Here is an 18,635-nt window from a genome sequence, read left to right as displayed (position 1 = left end):
AGGCGTCGGCTTGCAACCTACTCGGAGGGATCGTCGGCGTCGCTGCAATCCGGACGTCAACTTCCGGATGGCGGCTCCGGGTCGCGGCGCTCACCCGGCTGACCACCGGGCGCGGACGGCGGCTGGCCACCCGGCGCGGACGGCGGCTGACCGCCGGTCGACGGCGGCGTGCCGGGAGCCGGCGGGTACGACGGGTACGACGGGTCGCCCGACTGGCCCGGGTGCGACGGGTACGCCGGGTAGGCGCCACCGGGCACCGGCGGCTCCCAGCCGGCCTTGGGCTTGCGGAAGAACTCGTTCGCCTGCGGCAGCGCCAGCAGGATCAGCGCGGCCAGCAGGGCGAGCAGCGCGACCAGGCCCAGCAGCAGGTTGACCGGGGTGTACCAGGACGGCAGCGCGTCCTCCAGCCGGCGCTGGATCTCCTCCGAGCTGGGCATGTCACCGGTGGTGTTGCCACCGCCCGTCATGCCGCCGGTGAGACCGGTCAGCAGCCCGCCGCCGGTGCAGCAGAACAGGATGCCGCCCAGCACCCACGTGGTGATCCGGGAGCCGTTCTTGCCCCGGTTGTTCAACAGCGCGAGGACGACGAGCCCGGCCGCGATCAGCAGCGACACGACCGCCGTGATGATGCTGAACGCGTACGCGATGTCGGCGGCCGACTCGGCCGAGGTGCCCGCGTACGCGTCGGCGAGAACATCGCGGATCTTGCCGACGACGGCCAGTGCCACGATCAGGTTCAGCACCTGGATCGCGGCGACGAGGATGAGCAGCCAACTGGAGAGCGTCACCACGCCGGGACGCGTACGGGGCGGAGTGCCCGGAGCATCGACCATGATTCTCCCTTCCTGGATCAGATGCCCACCGTAGCGATCTTCGACCAGCTCAGCACGCCCGAATGGCTTACCTCTCGGCGGCGCGCCGCAACCGACGGTGCTCGGCGGTGACCACGCCGAGCAGCGCGAGATCGAGCGCGACGGCGGAGACCGCCCCGAACTGGTTCACGGTGAAGTTGAAGACCTGCCCGAACAGCAGGTCGACGAGCAGCGCCAGCTTGAACAGGCGGAACGCCTCGGCCCGGTTGCGGCGCAGCAGCCAGGCGGCCCACAGACCGAGCACGGCGGTGATCAGCGCGGTGGCGCTGACGCCGAGCACCGCGCCCCACTCCCGTTCCTGGTCCAGCTTCCCGGTCACGCCGTCGACGAACACCGCCACCACTGTCAGCACCGGCTCGACGACCAGGTAGACCACGACCGGCCAGACCAGCCAGCGGCGTCCGGCCGCCCAGACGGCGAGGCGCCGGGCGCGGTCCGCCGCCAGCTGCCAGAGCGGCACCGGCGGCGGTTCCCGGTGGGGCACGGCGTCCAGCAGATGCGCCATCGCCGTCTCGGTGGCCGGTCCGGTGCCCTGCACGAGCCGCAGCACGGCGATCCGGCGGCGATCGGTGAGCCCGCCCGGCAGACCGCTGAGCACCATGTCCAGCGCGTTCGCGGTGCGCTCGGCCGGGGTCAGCCGGGACCGGCCGGTGCGTCCGCGTACCGCCTGGGTGAGCAGGACCAGCAGCGCGAACGCCACGTAGATGATGGCGGCGGCGGGGGCGTAGAAGTAGTCGGTGCCGGTGGTGACGAACTTGCCCACCTCGTCGATGAACAGCCCGAAGCCGATGCCGCCGACTACGGCACCGCCGGTACGGGCGCCGCCGCCGAGGAAGACGAGCGGGATGCCCAGGCCGACGGCGAGCAGCAGGCCGCCCCAGAGGACGTGTGCGATGTGCAGCCCGCCGCCACCGAGCTGCGGATAGTCGGTGGCCTTCAGGTACGCCCGTACGGCCAGCACGGTGACCACGCCGGAGAGCACGAACGCCTGGAGGTAGGAGGCCGCCTCGACCGCCCGGGTCGGCAGCCGGCGGACCAGCCAGCCGATGCCCGGTCGGTGGCGCGGCGATTCGGGTGGCATGTCCCGAAACCTAGTAGCCGCGCCACTCCTCGCGGGCGTAGTCCAGCACCCTCGGCCGCAACAGCGTGGAGGCCGGCACGTCGATCCGGGCCCGATCGGCGGGGAACGTGCCGGCGGCGGCCAGCACCGCCGGGGTGAGGAACCGCAGCGGCGGCGGATCGTCCGGCAGCGCCAGTTCGGGCGCGACGTCACCCGGCGCGGCGAGCACGAATCCCCAGTCGCCGAAGCTCGGCACGTCGACGTGGTACGGCACGGTGGTGAAGCCCGCCTCGCGGACCGACCGCTCGATCGACCAGTACGACCGGGGCGCGAAGTAGGGCGACCCGGACTGCACGACGAGCCGCCCGCCGGGGGCCAGCACCGGCCGGATCAGTGTGTAGAACTCGATCGTGTAAAGCTTCGCGGTGGCCGTCTCGTCCGGGTCGGGCAGGTCGGCGATCACCACGTCGAAGCGGTCCGTGGCGGTACGCAGCCAGGCGAACGCGTCCAGGTTGAGCACCCGTACCCGGGGGTCGGTGAGCGACTCCCGGTTCAGCTCGCGCAGCTGCGGCTCGCGGCGGGCCAGCTCTACCACGGCCGGGTCGAGGTCGACGAGCGTCACCGAGCGAACGTCCGGGTACTTGAGGATCTCCCGCGCGGCCAGCCCGTCCCCGGCGCCGAGCACCAGCACGTCGCCGTGCGCCCCGCGCATCGCCGGGTGCACGAGCGCCTCGTGGTAGCGGTACTCGTCGATCGAGCTGAACTGGAGGTCCCCGTTGAGGAACAGCCGCAGGTCGGTGGCGGAGTGGCCGGGCTCGCGCACCGAGCGGGTCAGCACGATCTCCTGGTAGCGGCTGCGCTCGGCGTGCACCACCGGATCGCGGTAGAGCTGCTGGCGGGTGGTCACCTCGAAGTCGTGGGCGGTCACCCAGGCGTACCCGAGAAGCAGGCCGACCACGACGGCGCCGGCGCCCACACCGGCCCGCGCCCGCCGGCTGAGGTCGGCGCGGAACACGGTGAAGACGAGCACGACCCCGGCGACGGCGTTCACCGCGCCGACCACGAGCGCGCCCTTGAGCTGGCCGAAGACCGGGATCAGCAGGAACGGGAAGGCCAGCCCGCCGAGCAGCGCGCCCACGTAGTCGGCGGCGAACAGGTCGGCCACCGCGCTGCCCGCGGACTGCTCCCGGATGCGTTGCAGCATCACCATGAGCAGCGGGATCTCCGCGCCGATCAGCAGGCCGAGCACGAACGCGGTGCCGACGAGCGCCGGGCCGTACAGGTCGAGCCAGGCGAACGCGGCGTAGAGGCCGAGCACGGAGAGGCCGCCGAGCAGCGCCAGCGTCAGCTCGATCACCGCGAACGAGACCACCGCCCGGGACTGCAACGGCTTCGCCACCAGCGCGCCGACGCCCATCGCGAAGACCATCACGCCGAGCACGATCGACGCCTGACCGACCGTGTCACCGATCAGGTAGCTGCCGAGCGCGACCAGCGCCAGCTCGTACACCAGGCCGCAGGCCGCGCACACGAAGACCGCGAGCAGGACCGCCGCGCGGGCCAGGCGCCACCGCGGCCGTGCGGCCACATCGGCGGTCACTGTCTGCTCCGGGTACGTCCGGCGGCTCCCGCCCCGGCGCGCTGCGCGGGCACCCGTACCCGGTGGTTGCGGCGCTGTCGCACGCCCACGGCGAGGAACAGCGCGGCGAGCAGGAACAGGCCGACCGAGCTGAGCACGTAGATCCAGCGGTCCCGCCAGAAGTCGTTGCCGGCGTCCGGCAGCGGGGCGGCGGCTGCCGACGGCGCGGCGGTGGGTGTCGCGGCCGGCTCGGCGAGCCCGCGCTCGGCGGCGAGCAGCGGCAGGATCGTGGCGGCCCGGGTGACGGCCCAGCCCGGGTCGTCGACGAACGCCTCCTCGTCCAGCCCGAACCGGCCCAGCCGGGTCTCGATCGCGGCGAGGTCGGCGAACTCGATGTCGTCCGAGCCCTTGATCCGGATCGTGGCGGAGTCCTCCGACTCGCTGCTCGACGAGGTGTACCTGACGTTCGCGGAGACCGCGAGCCAGCGCGTGCACCCGGGAGCGTCGACGACTGTGGTGCCGTCGCCGAGGTTGGAGCCGACGCTCACCTCGTCGTACACGTCGAGCAGTTCCCAGCCGTAGCAGATGCCCTGGCTGTCGGTGGCGGCCCGGAGGATCGGCACGGTGCCGGAGCGCTCGTCGGTCGCCGGCGCGGGGACGGAGGTGTCCGAGTCGCCGCCGAACGCGCCGATGACGCAGACGACGACCACGACCCCCACGACCACGGACCAGATCACCGTCTGCGTGCGCTTGTCCTTCCCCGCCGACTGCTGTGCGGGCCTGCCGCTCATCAGATGATCGCGGCCGCGATGATCGCGCCGGTGGCGAGGTGCACGGTGGCGGAGACCCACACCGCCGGGTGCGGCTCCGGGTCCACCAGCAGCTCACCGAGCTTGCCCGGGGTGGCCACGTCGAGCAGCACGAACGCCGCCGCCATGATCACCAGACCGAGGATGCCGTACGCGGCGGCGCCGACCAGCCCCAGCGTGAAGTCGTCGTCGCTGGCCACGATCGCGGCGACCACGATCGTGCCGACCCCGAGCAGGTTCGACGAGAGCAGCAGCGCCGCGTTGCGGTTGCGCTCGGTCCAGATCAGCTCGTGGAGCTTGCCGGGGGTGGCCAGGTCGACCAGGACGTAGCCGATCGCCATCAGGACGACGCCGACCGCGCCGTAGGCGAGGGTGACCAGCAGGTCGGTGACGAGATGCTGCACAGGAGACTCCAGGGTGAGGGGGTCGGAGGGGCTACTTGCCGGAACCGGGGCCGCCGCCCCGGACCGTGCTGCCTCGGCCCCAGCCCCAGCTGTTGCCGACGACGCTGTGGTACCGGGGGTAGGCGGTGGTCATCCTCTCCAGCAGGATCACCGAGCCGACGGCGAGCGGGAGGATGACCACCGAGTCGTCGTCGTAGCGCAGGTAGACGCCGCTGCCGTCGACGTACTGGTCGGCCGGCTTCCAGGCGTCGGTGATCTGCTTGGACACCTCGCTCGGCGCCTTGTTCGAGGTGTACGCGATCGCGTTCGAGCCGATGTCCCGCCCGGAGGCGCGGGAGTAGTTGTCCTCCACGTAGCCCCGGGGCGAGAAGTTGCCGTAGAAGATCGTGAACGCGGCGATGAGCGCGCCGATGACGGCGACCGCCACGCCCACCACGAACCACCGTCGGTACGTCACAGCTCCTCCACCACCGTCTCGGTCAGGACCAGCTCGTTGGTCTGCGGGTAGGCGTGCCAGGTGCGCCAGGCGAGCACGCCGTCCGGCGGGCCGGGCCGGACGGAGAGCGCGGTGACCGCGTCCTCGTCGCCGGGGAAGACCCCGATCAGCGCGTACGGGTCGCCCGCCAGTTCGGCGCGCAGCGCCGCGACCCGGGTACGCAGGCCGTCGCCCTCCGGCCGGAGCACCGTGGCGAGGAACCGGTAGCCGGCCGTCTCGTCGTGCAGCGTGCCGGGCAGGTGCGGCGGGCGGCCGGGCAGGCAGGCGACCGTCTCGGTGAGCGTGCCGAGCACGACCTGGTGGGAGGCGCCGAGCAGGCGCAGCCGCAGCCGGGGCAGCCCGGGCAGGTCGATGTCGCGTACGGCCAGCGCCGGCAGCTCCGGGCCGCCGAGGGCCAGGCTCAGATCGGCGGCGCTGGTGTCGACGTAGGGCGCGTCCAGACAGACGAGCACGTCAGCGCACCGTCTCCGGGCCGCCCTGCGGGTAGATCATCACCTCGGCGCGGCGCAGCTCCTCGCCGAGGTTCACCTCCCAGCCGGCCTCTCCGTACGCCTCGAACGACAGCCGTGCACCGCCGGGCGCCTGGTAGTCGTAGTAGCGCATGGTGCCGTGCGGGTCGAGGCCGGTGCCCTCGGTGGCGGTGTACCGGGCCTGGCCCGACTCGTCCCAGTTGTAGCGGCGGCCGGCGATCTCCAGCGTCGGGGCGCCCGGCGTGACGGTGGCCCCCGGCTCGCTGGTCCAGAGCACCATCTCCAGGTCCGGGTCGGTCTCGACGGAGAGCCAGCGCTTCACCCCGCCCGCGTCGTCGAGCAGGTGCTCCGCCCAGCTCCAGCCGCCCTCGACCAGGTGCACCGAGCCGCGCACGGTGTACGGCACCGCGCGGATCTCGACGATGTCGCCGGGCTTGAGCGCGCGCGGGTCACCCCGCAGCGCGTCGGCGTCCCGGTCCCGGAACGGGTCGCCCGGCGCCGCCTTCGTCTTCGGGCCCGACGCCGACCGGGACTTCCGTACCGCGATGACGGCGATCACCACACCGGCCACCCCGACCAGGCACCCCAGCGTGGTTACCACGTACGCCAACGAACCGTTCACGACCGCCTCCCCCAACGTGCTCGGCGGGAACGGTAACAACCGCACGCACGCCTGATGAAGTCCTGTTCGCTGAGTGTGCGGTCAGCTACTGGTCGCCGCCGGCGAGCCGGTCGGCCGCGTATCCGCCCAGCGTGGCGCGACCCATGAGGCAGCCGGAGAACGTGGTGAACTCGCCGTCGTCGCCGCGCAGCCGCGCCCAGGCGTCCCGCCCGGCGGCCGGGTCGACCGCCTCCAGCAGCGTCGCCGCGTACGCCCGGCCGGCCGGCGAACCCTTGCGGAGCAACCTGTCGATCCGCTTGCGGGCCGCCTCCGGGTGCTCCCGCAATCCCTGTTCCAGCGTCCGGTACGCCTCGGTCGCGGGCAGGATCTGCCCCGCCAGTCCCACCCCGCCGAAGGCGAGGGTGTCCGCGTCGTCGAGTTCCCGCACGGCCGCGTCCAGTTCCCGTTCCCAGCTCCCGCTCATGCCCCACTATGTGCCCAACCCACCACCCCGCCCAACCACAAGGAAAGGCCCCCTGTTAACGCCTCCGGTAGAGGAAGGGCCCCTTGTTAACACCCACGACGCGCCCGCACCGGCGGCACGCGGGCCGCGCCGCCGGTGACCACCCGACCCCGTACCCGATCCCCTCCCCACCCCGGCCCTCCCCATTGATCAAGGAGTTTGTGTCCTCCGCGGGCTCCGGCGCGGACACAAACTCCTTGATCAAGTGGAGCAGCCCGTCTCGGTCAGGTCAGCCGGGTCGCGCCGCGCAACGGCCGCCAGGCGAATCCGCCGATCACCGCCATCGCCGCCGCGGCGACCCAGAACGGTGTGGTGATCTGCCAGGTCCCGGCCAGCAGCCCGCCGAGGAGCGCACCGAGCGCCGCTCCGCCCAGGTCGAGCAGCGCAAACACGCTGCCGACCCGCCCGCGCAGGTGGGCCGGCACGATTCGCTGCCGGACCGACGCGGCGGTGATGCCCCAGACCATGGCGTGGACGCTAAAGGTGATCAAGACGGCGGCAGCGATCCAGGGTGATGTCGTGACGGCCAGGGTCACGTGTGTGACGACCTCGACGACCAGGCCGGCACGCAGCACCGTGCCGGCACCCAACGCCCGGGTGAGCCTGGTGGCGACCGTCGTGCCGAACAGGCCACCGACTGCGAACGAGGTCAGCAGGAAGCCGTATCCGACATCAGACAGGCCCAGTCGCTGCCGGCAGTAGAGCACGAACACCGCGAATGCGGCACCGAACGCGACATTGCCCAAGCCCATGCTCACGGCGAGCGTCCGCAGCAGGCGGTGCCGCCACAGCCAGCGCACACCTCGGCCTATCTCGCCGCGCAGCGAGCCGCGCGGACGGGGTTCTTCCGGTACGGGCGCCGGTCGGATGCCGGCGATCAGAGCCGCAGCAGCCGCAAAGGTCAGTGCGTCGAGCCCGAACGGTATGGCGGCGGAGATGACGAACAACCACGCGCCCAGCGGCTTGGCGACGAACTGGTTGCCGACGGTGAACGTCGCGTACAGCCGGGCGTTGGCGGCGGGCAGTCTCTCGGGTGCGACCACCGCCGGAAGCAGGGCGCCCATCGCGGTGTCCGCGACTGTCTCACCCGCGCCGAGCAGGAACAGCACCGCGTAGACGACGGCCACGGTGACCGTCTCGGTGGCGACGGTGAGCGTCAGACCGGCCAGTGCCGCGGCGCGCAGCAGATTGACCACCACGACCAGCCGCCGCCGGTCGAGCCGGTCGACGTAAGCACCGCTGACCAGGGCGAACAGTAGCCAGGGCAGTTGTTGGACGAAGACGGCACCGGCGATCAGGGCCGGATCCTCACTGATGGAGGCCACCAGCAGAGGGCCGGCGGCCATGGTGACACCGTCACCGATGTTGGAGACCGCAGAAGCGGTCCACAGTCTGGTGAAGTCCGCGCCTAGACGCGCGGATACAAGGGCACGCAAGAAGAGCTCCTCGAGCCAGGAAGGGAAACGGTCATGAGGGACCGCTTCGCGGCGAGGAGCACCGCGCCGCCGCACCGGCGGCGAAGCGTCAGTTAGCGGCGTGCTCTCGCGGCGAAGCGGGGACCGTCAGCAGGCCGAGGCGCATCTGCGGCTCCTAACTTTCGATTGACGTTCCGGGCAGGATATTCGGCTGATGCCCGCAGCGCTGTCCGTCTCACCGGACGGCGAAGGCCCGGCCTTGAGGGCCGGGCCTTCGTAAGGGTGGGTGGGTCAGGCGGCGGTGACCGCCAGGGACTCCTTGGTGTCGGACAGGTCGACGCGGACCGTGTCGCCGTCGCGGATCTCGCCGGCCAGCAGCGCCTTCGCGAGCTGGTCGCCGATCGCCGACTGCACCAGCCGGCGCAGCGGCCGGGCGCCGTAGATCGGGTCGTACCCGTGCTCGGCCAACCAGATGCGTGCGGCGTCGCTGACGTCCAGTGTCAACCGGCGGTCCGCAAGACGGGTTCGCATCCGGTCGAGCTGGATGTCCACGATCGACCGCAGGTCCTCGCCCTGGAGCGCGGCGAACACCACGATGTCGTCGAGCCGGTTGAGGAACTCCGGCTTGAAGTGCGACCGGACCACCGCGAGCACACCCTCCCGGCGCTCGTTCTCGGTGAGCGTCAGGTCGCTGATCACCGACGAACCCAGGTTCGAGGTGAGGATCAGGATCGCGTTGCGGAAGTCCACGGTGCGGCCCTGACCGTCGGTGAGCCGGCCGTCGTCGAGCACCTGGAGCAGCACGTCGAAGACGTCCGGGTGGGCCTTCTCCACCTCGTCCAGCAGGATCACCGAGTACGGCCGGCGACGTACCGCCTCGGTGAGCTGACCGCCCTCCTCGTAGCCGACGTACCCGGGCGGGGCGCCGACCAGGCGGGCCACCGAGTGCTTCTCGCCGTACTCGCTCATGTCGATGCGGACCATCGCCCGCTCGTCGTCGAAGAGGAACTCGGCGAGCGCCTTGGCCAGCTCGGTCTTGCCGACGCCGGTCGGGCCGAGGAACAGGAAGCTCCCGGTCGGGCGGTCCGGGTCGGCGACGCCGGCCCGGGCGCGGCGGACCGCGTCGGACACCGCGCCGACCGCCTCGGCCTGACCGACGACGCGGGCGCGCAGCGACTCCTCCATCCGCAGCAGCTTGGCCGTCTCGCCTTCGAGCAGCCGGCCGGCCGGGATGCCGGTCCAGGAGGCGACCACTGCCGCGATGTCGTCCGCGCCGACCTCCTCCTTGAGCATCGCGCCGTCGGCCTGGAGCCGGGCCAGCTCCTCCTCGGCCTGCTTCAGCTCCGTCCGCAGCGCGGGGATCCGGCCGTACCGCAGCTCGGCGGCGCGTTCCAGCTCGCCGTCGCGCTCGGCCCGCTCGGCCTCGCCGCCGAGGCGCTCCAGCTCCTCCTTGGCGGTGGAGAGCTTTGTGATGTGGCTCTTCTCGGTCTGCCAGCGCTCGGAGAGCGCGGTGAGCTGCTCGCGCTTGTCGGCCAGCTCCTTGCGCAGCCGCTCCAGACGCTCGGCGGACGCGGCGTCCGGCTCCTTTGCCAGCGCCATCTCCTCGATCTCCAGCCGGCGTACCGCCCGCTCGATCTCGTCCACCTCGACCGGCCGCGAGTCGATCTCCATGCGCAGCCGGGACGCGGACTCGTCGACCAGGTCGATCGCCTTGTCCGGCAGGAACCGGTCGGTGATGTACCGGTCGGAGAGCGCCGCGGCGGCGACCAGCGCGGCGTCGGTGATCCGTACGCCGTGGTGCACCTCGTAGCGCTCCTTGAGCCCGCGCAGGATGCCGATGGTGTCTTCGATGGTCGGCTCGCCGACCAGCACCGGCTGGAAGCGGCGCTCCAGGGCCGGGTCCTTCTCGATGTGCTCGCGGTACTCGTCGAGCGTGGTCGCGCCGACCATCCGCAGCTCGCCGCGCGCCAGCATCGGCTTGAGCATGTTGCCGGCGTCCATCGAGCCCTCGCCCTTGCCGGCGCCGACCACCGTGTGCAGCTCGTCGAGGAACGTGATGACCTGGCCGTCGGAGTTCTTGATCTCCTCCAGCACGGACTTCAGCCGCTCCTCGAACTGCCCGCGGTACGACGCGCCGGCGACCATCGCGCCGAGGTCGAGCGAGACCAGCTTCTTGTCCCGCAGCGACTCCGGCACGTCGCCGGCCACGATCCGCTGGGCCAGGCCCTCCACGATCGCGGTCTTGCCCACGCCCGGCTCGCCGATCAGCACGGGGTTGTTCTTGGTACGCCGGGACAGCACCTGGATCACCCGGCGGATCTCCGAGTCACGGCCGATCACCGGGTCGATCTTGCCGTCGCGGGCGCTGGCGGTGAGGTCGACGCCGTACTTGGTCAGGGCCTGGTAGGTCTGCTCCGGGTCGGCGGTGGTGACCCGGCGGTCGCCGCCCCGGACGGTCGGGAACGCGGCGACCAGGTTCTCCTCGGTGGCGCCGGAGTTCTTCAGCGCGACCGAGACCGCGCCACCGACCCGCGCCAGCCCGGCCAGCAGGTGCTCGGTGGAGGTGTACTCGTCGCCCAGCGGCCGGGCGATCTGCTCGGCGGCGCCGATGGCGTTGACGAACTCGCGCGCCAGCGTCGGCTCGGCGATGCTCGACCCGCGCGCGGCGGGCAGCGCGTCGACCGAGCGCTGGGCGACGCGGCGCAGCTCGGCGGGGTCGGCCCCGACGGCGCGCAGCAGGCCCGCGGCGGTCGAGCCCTCGGTGTCCAGCAGTGACAGCAGCAGGTGCCAGGGCTCCACGGTGGCGTGACCGCGCTGGTTCGCCAGCGCGACGGCACCGGTGATGGCTTCGCGGCTCTTGGTGGTGAGACGTTCCGTGTTCATGGGCTCCCCCGGATCGGCGTGTCCACTGGACATGACACAACCAGAGTTGAGTCTATTCCGCTCAACTCCACCCCTGTGACCTGAGTCACCCTCATCCGGTCCGGCCGGGGAGCCGGAGGTCCGGTCGGGCGACCGATCCACCCCGCACGCAACAGGTGCGCGGCAGCGGTAGCCTCACCCGCGTGCGAGTACGTGTCGAACAGACCGCCCTGCCCGGGATCGGCGTACGTCATGATCTGATGACGGAGTCCGGCCGCCGGCTCGGCGTGGTCTCCCACCGAAATGGCCGTCGCGACCTGGTCCTCTACGACCCGGACGATCCCGACTCCTGCCAACACGACATACCTCTGACCGACGACGAGGCGGAGGCGCTCGCCGACATCCTCGGCGCGTCGCTGATGCTGGGTCAGCTCTCCGGGCTGCGCGAGCAGGCCGCCGGGCTGCTGACCGAGCAGATCGCCATCCCGGCGGGGTCGAAGTACGTCGGCAAGCGGCTCGCGGACACCAAGGCGCGCACCCGGACCAGCGCGTCCATCGTGGCCGTGCTGCGTCAGGGCGCCGTGAACGTCTCGCCCGATCCCACCTTCCGGTTCGAGGCCGGCGATGTGGTCGTCGTGGTCGGTACCCGGCAGGGGCTCGACGGCGTGACCGCGATCCTCGCCGAGACCGATCCGGACGGCTGACACGTATGCACGAAACCACAATCCTGCTCATCGAGGTCGGTGCGCTGCTGCTTCTGCTCGGCCTGCTCGGCCGGCTGAGCCGTCGCTTCGGCGTGTCGCCCATCCCCCTGTACCTGCTCGCCGGCCTGGCGTTCGGGCACGGTGGTCTGCTGCCGCTCAACGCCAGCGAGGAGTTCTTCGCCGTCGGCGCCGAGATCGGCGTGATCCTGCTGCTTGTCATGCTCGGCCTGGAGTACAGCGCGAACGAACTGGTGGGCAACCTCCGGTCCGCGGCGCCGGCCGGCGTGATCGACGCGGTGTTCAACGCGCTGCCCGGCTTCGCCTTCGCGCTCCTGCTCGGCTGGGGCTGGGTGGCGGCGGTGGTGCTCGCGGGCGTGACCTGGGTGTCGTCGTCCGGCGTGATCGCCAAGGTGCTCGGCGACCTGGGCCGGGTCGGTAACCGGGAGACCCCGGTGATCCTCTCCGTCCTGGTCATCGAGGACCTGGCGATGGCCCTCTACCTGCCGCTGGTCACCGCGCTGCTCGCCGGGGTCGGCCTGGTCAAGGGCGGCATCGCACTCGCCGTCGCGGTGTTCACCGTGGTCGTCGTGCTGGCCGTGGCCATCCGGTACGGCCACCTGATCTCCGCCGCGCTCTCCGCCAAGGATCCGGAGGCGCTGCTGCTCGGGGTCCTCGGCCTGACCCTGCTGGTCGCCGGTGTCGCGGCCAAGCTCCAGGTGTCGGCGGCCGTCGGCGCGTTCCTGGTCGGCATCGCGCTGTCCGGGCCGGTGGCGCACCACGCCACCGAGTTGCTCTCCCCGCTGCGTGACCTGTTCGCCGCGGTCTTCTTCGTGTTCTTCGGGCTGGTGACCAACCCGCTGGACATGCCGCCGGTACTGCTGCCCGCGCTGCTGCTCGCAGTGGTGACCATGGCGACGAAGGTGGCCACCGGCTACCTGGCCGCCCGCCGGGCCGGGATCGCCGAGCCCGGCCGCTGGCGGGCCGGCCTGGCGCTGACCCCGCGCGGCGAGTTCTCCATCGTCATCGCCGGGCTGGCCGTCGCGGCCATCTACCCGGTGGAGCCGAAGCTCGCCGCGCTCGCCACCGCGTACGTGTTGATCACGGTGGTGACCGGGCCGCTGCTCGCCCGCCTGCCGGACAGCCCGTGGTTCAAGCAGTGGCTGCGCAGCCGCGCCGCCGCCGCACGGCCGCCCGCACCGCTGCCCCTGGGCTCCGCCGACTGACCCGGGCCGGGCCGGATCAGCCGTGGGGCAGATCCGGCCCGGCGTTGTCAAATTGATCCCGGGAAGGTCTACCACTGCTCCGTCCAACCGCGTTAACGTTTCGGCCCAGCAGCCAGGGTCCGCGGGTGGCCTGCGCCCCCGCCAGCGCAAGCGGAAGGTCGGCCGGTGAGCGTGCAGGAAGAGACGTTCCACGGCTTCGCCAACCCGGTCGATCCCTCGCCCGCCGAACTCCGGGCGTGGGCCTATCAACCGGATTCGGTGCCGCTGACCTCGATGCCGCCCGACTGGGACCTGCTGGTCGCCGGTGACCATCTGGTGCAGACGCTGTTCGACCTGGCGATGGACCAGGGCTGCCCGGCGCGGCGGTTCACGCTGCACTGCCTCTACATCTACGCCGCCGACGGCATCCGGACGAACTTCCGCGCCCACCCCAAGCGCCGGTTCCGCAAGCTGGTCGAGCAGGCCGAGAAGTCCGGCGACGACCTGATGCGGAACTGGGCGCACAACAGCCGGGTGCTGCTCGCCCGGCCGGATCTCTTCGTCTACCGAGACTGGTGCGAGGGCGGCCTGGTCCGCGAGAACCGCCGCCTCTGACGGCCAACGGCGAACGGGCCGGGATCCCCCGTGGATCCCGGCCCGCACGTCAGCGGATCGTCAGGTCGACCCGCCCTGCTTCTTGCGCCGCTCGTCGTCCCGTGCCCGGTCCACGCCGTGGTCCGTCTGGTCGGCGAAGCGCCCTTCCTTGACCTTGTCGCTGAAGCGTCCCTCGGTGACCCGGTCGAACCGCTCGCGGACGTTCTCGGCCACCTTCTCCAGCCGTTCCTCCGCGCGCTCGGCCACCTTCTTCGCCGGTTCCGTCATGACTCCCCCCGCCAGCCCGGAATCCGCTTTGAGGCATTTGCCCCCTGCGAAAAGCGTAGTTGACCCCGCCCTGCCGTACGCCCGCTTTCCCCTGACCCGGCCCGCGAACCGCCCGGGGAACGACGAAGGCCGGCGCGGCCCCGGGGGAGCGGGGCGCGCCGGCCTTCCGGTACGAGGTCAGCGGTCGGGAGCGCGGCGCGGACGCCAGACGACGAGCGCGGTGGACGTGCGGTTGGTGGGCACGAGGTCGCCGCGGGGGAAGCCGCCGAGCGACTCCAGCTCGGCGATCCGCCGGTACGCGGCGTCGAGTTCCGCCTCCAGCCGGGCCACCCGCTGCTGCGCCTCTTCGAGCAGCCGCTCCAGCGCGATGATCCGCTTGACCCCGGCCAGGTTGATCCCGTCGTCCTGGCTGAGCCGCTGCACCTCGCGGAGCAGCACCACGTCCCGGACGCTGTACCGGCGACCGCCACCGGACGCCCGGCCGGCCTGCACCAGGCCCAGCCGGTCGTACTGGCGCAGCGTCTGGGGGTGCATCCCCGCCATCCGCGCGGCCACCGAGATCATCAAGACCTTGGCCTCGTAGGCCGGGTCACCCGAGCCGACGTACTCCTCCGACATGCCCGCTCACCTCCGCTGCCGACCTCAACTGAATCGACGTACCCGCGCGTCGAGATGTTCCCGCGCGGCGGGCGGGGTCTGCGCCGCGAAGGTCTCCAGCGCCGCCCGCGCCTCGTCCGACACCTTCGCCGGGACCACCACGTCGAGCGTGACCAGCAGGTCACCGGCGCGGCCGTCCTTGCGTACGACGCCCTTGCCGCGGGCGCGCAGCACCCGCCCGCTGGGCGTACCCGGTGGCACCCGCAGGGTCACCGTCCCGTCCAGGGTCGGTACGCGCAGGTCCGTGCCGAGAACCGCCTCGGCGTACGTGATCGGGACGTTCAGGGTCAGGTCGTCCCCGGTACGCCCGAACAGCTCGTCCGGGCGGACCTTCACCTGTACGAACAGGTCGCCCGCCGGACCGCCCCGTTCGCCGGGCTCGCCTCGGCCGGCCAGGCGGATCCGCTGCCCGTCGGCCACACCGGCCGGGAAGCGCACGTTCAGCGTGCGGGTCTTGGTGACCCCGCCGGTGCCGTGGCACTCCGGGCACTTCTCCTCGACGATCGTGCCGACGCCCTGGCAGTTGCGGCACGGCTCGGAGAAACTGAACGACCCCTGGTTGCGGGTGGTCACCCCGGCGCCGTGGCAGACCGGGCAGGCCACCGGCTGGGTGCCGGGCTTCGCGCCGTTGCCGTGGCAGGTGTCGCAGACCCCGGGGGCGCGCAGCGTCAGCGGCAGCGTGACGCCGCGTACCGCGTCTTCGAAGTCGAGCGCCACCTCGGTCTCGACGTCCCGGCCGCGGGCCGGACCGCGCGGACGCGCCGGGCCGCCGGCACCGCCGCCGGAGAAGATCGAGCTGAACAGGTCGGTGAAACCGCCGCCGCTGAACCGGTTGTCGCCACCGCCGGCGCCGCCGCCGAACAGGTCGGAGACGTCGAACGGCATGCCGCCCGGTTGCCCCGCGCCGCGCGCGCCACGCCGGAAGGCGCCGGAACCGAACAGCGAGCGCATCTCGTCGTACTCGCGGCGCTTCTTCTCGTCACCGAGGACCGCGTACGCCTCGGAGACGGTCTTGAACCGCTCCTCCGCGCCGGTGTCGCCGGGGTTGTGGTCCGGGTGCGACTCCCGGGCCAACTTGCGGTACGCCTTCTTGATCTCGTCCGAGGAGGCGGACTTGTCCACGCCCAACGCGGCGTAGTAGTCCTTCTCGATCCAGTCCTTGGAACTCACCGGTCCACCCCCTTCCACGGGTCGAATCCCGGTCGTCCCGCCCGCCCGGTGCGGGCGGGCGGGACGTCGCGGGTCGGCACTACTCCGGGTCCGCGACCGCGACCATGGCGGGCCGCAGCAGCCGCTCGCCGAGTTGGTAACCGCGCCGCATGACCTGTACGCAGGTCGGCTCCGTCACGTCGGCCGAGGTCTGGTGCGCCACCGCCTCGTGCCGGGTCGGGTCGAACGGGTCACCCTTCTCGCCGAACGCGGTCAGGCCGAACTTGGCGAGCGCGCCCGTGAGCTGCTCGGCCACGCTGCCGAACGGGCCCACCAGGTCGCCGTGCTCGCGGGCCCGGTCCAGGTCGTCGAGGATCGGCAGCAGCGCGGTGAGCACCGCCCCGGTGGCCTGCTCCTGGACCAGGTTGCGGTCCCGGTCGACCCGCTTGCGGTAGTTGGCGTACTCCGCGGTCACCCGCTGGAGGTCGCGGGTGCGCTCCTCCAGGTCGGTGCGGAGCGACTCCAGCTCGGCGCCGAACGGCGCGTCCGTGCCGGTCCCGCCGTCCGGTTCGGCTGGCGAGTCGACCACGGTCGGACCGCTGACCTCGGCCTCGCCGCCGATCTCGTCGACCACGACCTCGGCCTCCTCGACCAGCCCTTCGGCGGGCGCGTCGGCGGCCGCGTCGGCCGCCGAGACGTTGTTCGCCGGCTGCTCGGTCACCTTGCCGAGCTTGCGCTTGTCGCGGATGACGACCCGGGGTTCGTCGCCGGTGTCCTTGCCGGCGCCCGGCGCCGACCCGGTGGCACCCGGGTCGGCCGCTCGTGGCTTGTCCGTCATGCGGTTACCTCATCCCTCTGCCGTGCGAATCGTGTCCGGGACCGGATGTCACTTCTTGTCCTCGTCCACGATCTCCGCGTCGACCACGTCGTCGTCGCCACCGGCCTTCGGGCCACCGGCCGCACCCGCGCCGGCACCCGGCCCGGCCGCGCCCGGGGCGGTCTGCTCGCCCTCCTGCTGCTGGGCGTAGAGCAGCGAGCCCGCCTGCTGGGATACCTGCGCCAGCTTCTCGTGGGCGGACTTGATCTTCTCGATGTCCTGCCCGCCGAGGGCGCTGCGCAGCTCGCCGAGCGCCTCGTTGAGCTGGTCACGGTTCTCGCCGGGCAGCTTGTCGCCGCTCTCGGCGAGGAACTTCTCGGTCTGCCACTGGAGCGCCTCGGCCACGTTGCGGGTCTCGGCCTCCTCACGGCGACGCTTGTCCTCGTCGGCGTGCTCCTCGGCGTCCCGGCGCATCCGCTCGATGTCGTCCTTCGGCAGCGAGGAGCCGCCGGTGATCGTCATCTTCTGCTCCTTGCCGGTGCCCAGGTCCTTGGCGTGCACGTTCACGATGCCGTTGGCGTCGATGTCGAACGTGACCTCGATCTGCGGCACGCCGCGCGGGGCCGGCGGGAGACCGGTCAGCTCGAAGGTGCCGAGCTTCTTGTTGTAGGCGGCGATGTCCCGCTCGCCCTGGAACACCTGGATCAGCACCGACGGCTGGTTGTCGTCAGCGGTGGTGAACACCTCGGAGCGCTTGGTCGGGATGGTGGTGTTGCGCTCGATGAGCTTGGTGAAGATGCCGCCCTTGGTCTCGATGCCCAGGCTCAGCGGGGTCACGTCGAGCAGCAGGACGTCCTTGACCTCGCCCTTGAGCACACCGGCCTGGAGGGCGGCGCCGACGGCGACGACCTCGTCCGGGTTGACGCCCTTGTTCGGGTCGCGGCCGGTGAGCTGCTTGACCAGGTCGGTCACGGCCGGCATACGGGTCGAGCCGCCGACCAGGATGACGTGGTCGACGTCGGAAATCTTGATGCCGGCGTCCTTCACGGCCTGCTCGAACGGGCCCTTGCAGCGGTCCAGCAGGTCCTGCGTCATGCGCTGGAACTCGGCGCGGCTGAGCGTCACGTCGAGGTGCAGCGGGCCGGCCGAACCGGCGGTGATGTACGGCAGGTTGATGTTGCTGGTGGTGGCGGCGGACAGCTCGATCTTGGCCTTCTCGGCCGCCTCCTTGAGCCGCTGCATGGCCATCTTGTCCTGCGAGAGGTCGATGCCGTGCTCGCCGCGGAACGTCTTCACCAGGTGGTCGATGATGCGCTGGTCCCAGTCGTCACCACCGAGCTGGTTGTCACCGCTGGTGGACTTGACCTCCACCACGCCCTCGGCCAGCTCCAGCAGCGACACGTCGAAGGTGCCGCCACCGAGGTCGAAGACCAGGACGGTCTGCTCCTTGGAGCCCTTGTCCAGGCCGTACGCCAGGGCCGCCGCGGTCGGCTCGTTCACGATCCGCAGCACGTTGAAGCCGGCGATCTCACCGGCCTCCTTGGTGGCCTGGCGCTGCCCGTCGTTGAAGTAGGCCGGGACGGTGATCACCGCGTCGGTGATCTGCTCGCCCAGGTACGCCTCGGCGTCCCGCTTGAGCTTCATCAGCGTGCGCGCCGAGATCTCCTGCGGGGTGTACTTCTTGCCGTCGATGTCGACGGTCCAGTTGGTGCCGATCTCACGCTTGACCGACCGGATGGTCCGGTCGGGGTTGGTCACCGCCTGGCGCTTGGCGACCTCACCGACGAGCACCTCGCCGTTGCGGGCGAACGCGACGATCGAGGGAGTCGTACGCGAGCCCTCGGCGTTGGCGATGACGGTGGGCTCACCGCCCTCGAGAACGCTGACGCAGGAGTTCGTCGTGCCGAGGTCGATGCCGACCGCACGTGCCATGTTCGCTTCCTCGCTTCGTAACGGGTGAGCAGGTCAGACGGCCTGCCCGGCGGGCCGCCCGGAAGCGACCGCACCACAAGTTGAGTGAACTTGACTCAATAGTGCCACGCGATCGCCAATCCGCAAGTCGGGGTTGAGCCGACCTGGCGCAACCCGACCGTTACTACTGTCCGGTTGTCTTACCTTGCGTCGGTCGGGCAC

19 protein-coding genes are annotated in these 18,635 nt (G+C 71.6%); 3 read left to right on the top strand and 16 right to left on the bottom strand.

The window, feature by feature from the left end; all coding sequences use genetic code 11:
* Positions 1-56: 56 nt before the first annotated feature.
* The 11 genes from GA0070562_RS01670 to clpB form a co-directional block, all read right to left on the bottom strand.
* Positions 57-833 (bottom strand): hypothetical protein, encoded by a 777-nt coding sequence (locus tag GA0070562_RS01670; protein ID WP_091413800.1) that lies wholly within the window; start codon positions 831-833, stop codon positions 57-59.
* Between the two features lie 67 nt (positions 834-900).
* Positions 901-1,899: a hypothetical protein gene (locus GA0070562_RS01665; protein WP_175438627.1), complete on the bottom strand. Its 999-nt coding sequence runs from the start codon at positions 1,897-1,899 to the stop codon at positions 901-903.
* Between the two features lie 64 nt (positions 1,900-1,963).
* A complete protein-coding gene (locus tag GA0070562_RS01660) occupies positions 1,964-3,532 on the bottom strand; it encodes a polyamine aminopropyltransferase (protein ID WP_091413796.1) in 1,569 nt (522 codons plus the stop codon).
* On the bottom strand, positions 3,529-4,302 hold the full coding sequence (locus GA0070562_RS01655) for a hypothetical protein (RefSeq protein WP_091413794.1): 774 nt from the start codon (positions 4,300-4,302) through the stop codon (positions 3,529-3,531). Before GA0070562_RS01655 ends, GA0070562_RS01660 begins: the two co-directional genes overlap by 4 nt.
* Positions 4,302-4,724 (bottom strand): DUF350 domain-containing protein, encoded by a 423-nt coding sequence (locus GA0070562_RS01650; protein ID WP_030269725.1) that lies wholly within the window; start codon positions 4,722-4,724, stop codon positions 4,302-4,304. Before GA0070562_RS01650 ends, GA0070562_RS01655 begins: the two co-directional genes overlap by 1 nt.
* A gap of 31 nt (positions 4,725-4,755) precedes the next feature.
* A complete protein-coding gene (locus GA0070562_RS01645; RefSeq protein ID WP_091413792.1) occupies positions 4,756-5,181 on the bottom strand; it encodes a DUF4247 domain-containing protein in 426 nt (141 codons plus the stop codon).
* On the bottom strand, positions 5,178-5,672 hold the full coding sequence (locus GA0070562_RS01640; RefSeq protein WP_091413790.1) for a DUF2617 family protein: 495 nt from the start codon (positions 5,670-5,672) through the stop codon (positions 5,178-5,180). The genes GA0070562_RS01645 and GA0070562_RS01640 overlap by 4 nt, the downstream gene beginning before the upstream one ends.
* A gap of 1 nt (position 5,673) precedes the next feature.
* Positions 5,674-6,312, bottom strand: a complete 639-nt coding sequence (locus tag GA0070562_RS01635) for a DUF4178 domain-containing protein (RefSeq protein WP_091413789.1) — start codon at positions 6,310-6,312, stop codon at positions 5,674-5,676.
* 85 nt (positions 6,313-6,397) lie between these two features.
* Positions 6,398-6,775, bottom strand: a complete 378-nt coding sequence (locus GA0070562_RS01630; RefSeq protein ID WP_091413787.1) for a hypothetical protein — start codon at positions 6,773-6,775, stop codon at positions 6,398-6,400.
* A gap of 263 nt (positions 6,776-7,038) precedes the next feature.
* The gene (locus tag GA0070562_RS01625; RefSeq protein WP_091413785.1) at positions 7,039-8,250 is read right to left on the bottom strand and encodes an MFS transporter; all 1,212 of its coding nucleotides are present in this window, start codon (positions 8,248-8,250) and stop codon (positions 7,039-7,041) included.
* A gap of 270 nt (positions 8,251-8,520) precedes the next feature.
* Positions 8,521-11,112: an ATP-dependent chaperone ClpB gene (clpB, locus tag GA0070562_RS01620; protein WP_091413783.1), complete on the bottom strand. Its 2,592-nt coding sequence runs from the start codon at positions 11,110-11,112 to the stop codon at positions 8,521-8,523.
* 182 nt (positions 11,113-11,294) lie between these two features.
* On the opposite strand from clpB, the gene GA0070562_RS01615 reads away from it, so the two are divergent.
* From GA0070562_RS01615 to GA0070562_RS01605, 3 genes are all read left to right on the top strand, one after another.
* Positions 11,295-11,795: a cation:proton antiporter regulatory subunit gene (locus tag GA0070562_RS01615; RefSeq protein WP_091416018.1), complete on the top strand. Its 501-nt coding sequence runs from the start codon at positions 11,295-11,297 to the stop codon at positions 11,793-11,795.
* Positions 11,796-11,800: 5 nt separating this feature from the next.
* Positions 11,801-13,018, top strand: coding sequence for a cation:proton antiporter (locus GA0070562_RS01610; RefSeq protein ID WP_091413782.1), 1,218 nt, complete (start codon positions 11,801-11,803; stop codon positions 13,016-13,018).
* Positions 13,019-13,183: 165 nt separating this feature from the next.
* Complete coding sequence (locus tag GA0070562_RS01605; RefSeq protein ID WP_091413780.1) at positions 13,184-13,612, top strand: hypothetical protein; 429 nt, start codon at positions 13,184-13,186, stop codon at positions 13,610-13,612.
* Positions 13,613-13,672: 60 nt separating this feature from the next.
* On the opposite strand, the gene GA0070562_RS01600 is transcribed toward GA0070562_RS01605, so the two are convergent.
* From GA0070562_RS01600 to dnaK, 5 genes are all read right to left on the bottom strand, one after another.
* Positions 13,673-13,879 (bottom strand): hypothetical protein, encoded by a 207-nt coding sequence (locus GA0070562_RS01600; protein WP_013283368.1) that lies wholly within the window; start codon positions 13,877-13,879, stop codon positions 13,673-13,675.
* A 177-nt stretch (positions 13,880-14,056) separates the two neighbouring features.
* Entirely contained in the window at positions 14,057-14,497 is a 441-nt protein-coding gene (locus GA0070562_RS01595; protein ID WP_091413778.1) for a heat shock protein transcriptional repressor HspR, read from the bottom strand.
* A gap of 24 nt (positions 14,498-14,521) precedes the next feature.
* Positions 14,522-15,706, bottom strand: a complete 1,185-nt coding sequence (gene dnaJ / locus GA0070562_RS01590; RefSeq protein WP_091413776.1) for a molecular chaperone DnaJ — start codon at positions 15,704-15,706, stop codon at positions 14,522-14,524.
* Between the two features lie 79 nt (positions 15,707-15,785).
* On the bottom strand, positions 15,786-16,523 hold the full coding sequence (gene grpE / locus GA0070562_RS01585) for a nucleotide exchange factor GrpE (RefSeq protein WP_091413775.1): 738 nt from the start codon (positions 16,521-16,523) through the stop codon (positions 15,786-15,788).
* A gap of 48 nt (positions 16,524-16,571) precedes the next feature.
* The gene (dnaK, locus tag GA0070562_RS01580) at positions 16,572-18,434 is read right to left on the bottom strand and encodes a molecular chaperone DnaK (protein WP_013473404.1); all 1,863 of its coding nucleotides are present in this window, start codon (positions 18,432-18,434) and stop codon (positions 16,572-16,574) included.
* Positions 18,435-18,635 lie beyond the last annotated feature (201 nt).

The sequence above is a fragment of the Micromonospora tulbaghiae genome, from assembly GCF_900091605.1.
Lineage (GTDB): Bacteria > Actinomycetota > Actinomycetes > Mycobacteriales > Micromonosporaceae > Micromonospora > Micromonospora tulbaghiae.
The sequence above is the reverse complement of the archived record's forward strand: the minus strand, read 5'-3'. Positions and strand labels throughout refer to the sequence as shown.

Coding starts and splice junctions, on each gene's coding strand:
- GA0070562_RS01670 (WP_091413800.1), bottom strand. CDS start 833: ATGGTCGATGCTCCGGGCACTCCGCCCCGTACGCGTCCCGGCGTGGTG.
- GA0070562_RS01655 (WP_091413794.1), bottom strand. CDS start 4,302: ATGAGCGGCAGGCCCGCACAGCAGTCGGCGGGGAAGGACAAGCGCACG.
- GA0070562_RS01630 (WP_091413787.1), bottom strand. CDS start 6,775: ATGAGCGGGAGCTGGGAACGGGAACTGGACGCGGCCGTGCGGGAACTC.
- clpB (WP_091413783.1), bottom strand. CDS start 11,112: ATGAACACGGAACGTCTCACCACCAAGAGCCGCGAAGCCATCACCGGT.
- GA0070562_RS01610 (WP_091413782.1), top strand. CDS start 11,801: ATGCACGAAACCACAATCCTGCTCATCGAGGTCGGTGCGCTGCTGCTT.
- GA0070562_RS01600 (WP_013283368.1), bottom strand. CDS start 13,879: ATGACGGAACCGGCGAAGAAGGTGGCCGAGCGCGCGGAGGAACGGCTG.
- GA0070562_RS01595 (WP_091413778.1), bottom strand. CDS start 14,497: ATGTCGGAGGAGTACGTCGGCTCGGGTGACCCGGCCTACGAGGCCAAG.
- grpE (WP_091413775.1), bottom strand. CDS start 16,523: ATGACGGACAAGCCACGAGCGGCCGACCCGGGTGCCACCGGGTCGGCG.
- dnaK (WP_013473404.1), bottom strand. CDS start 18,434: ATGGCACGTGCGGTCGGCATCGACCTCGGCACGACGAACTCCTGCGTC.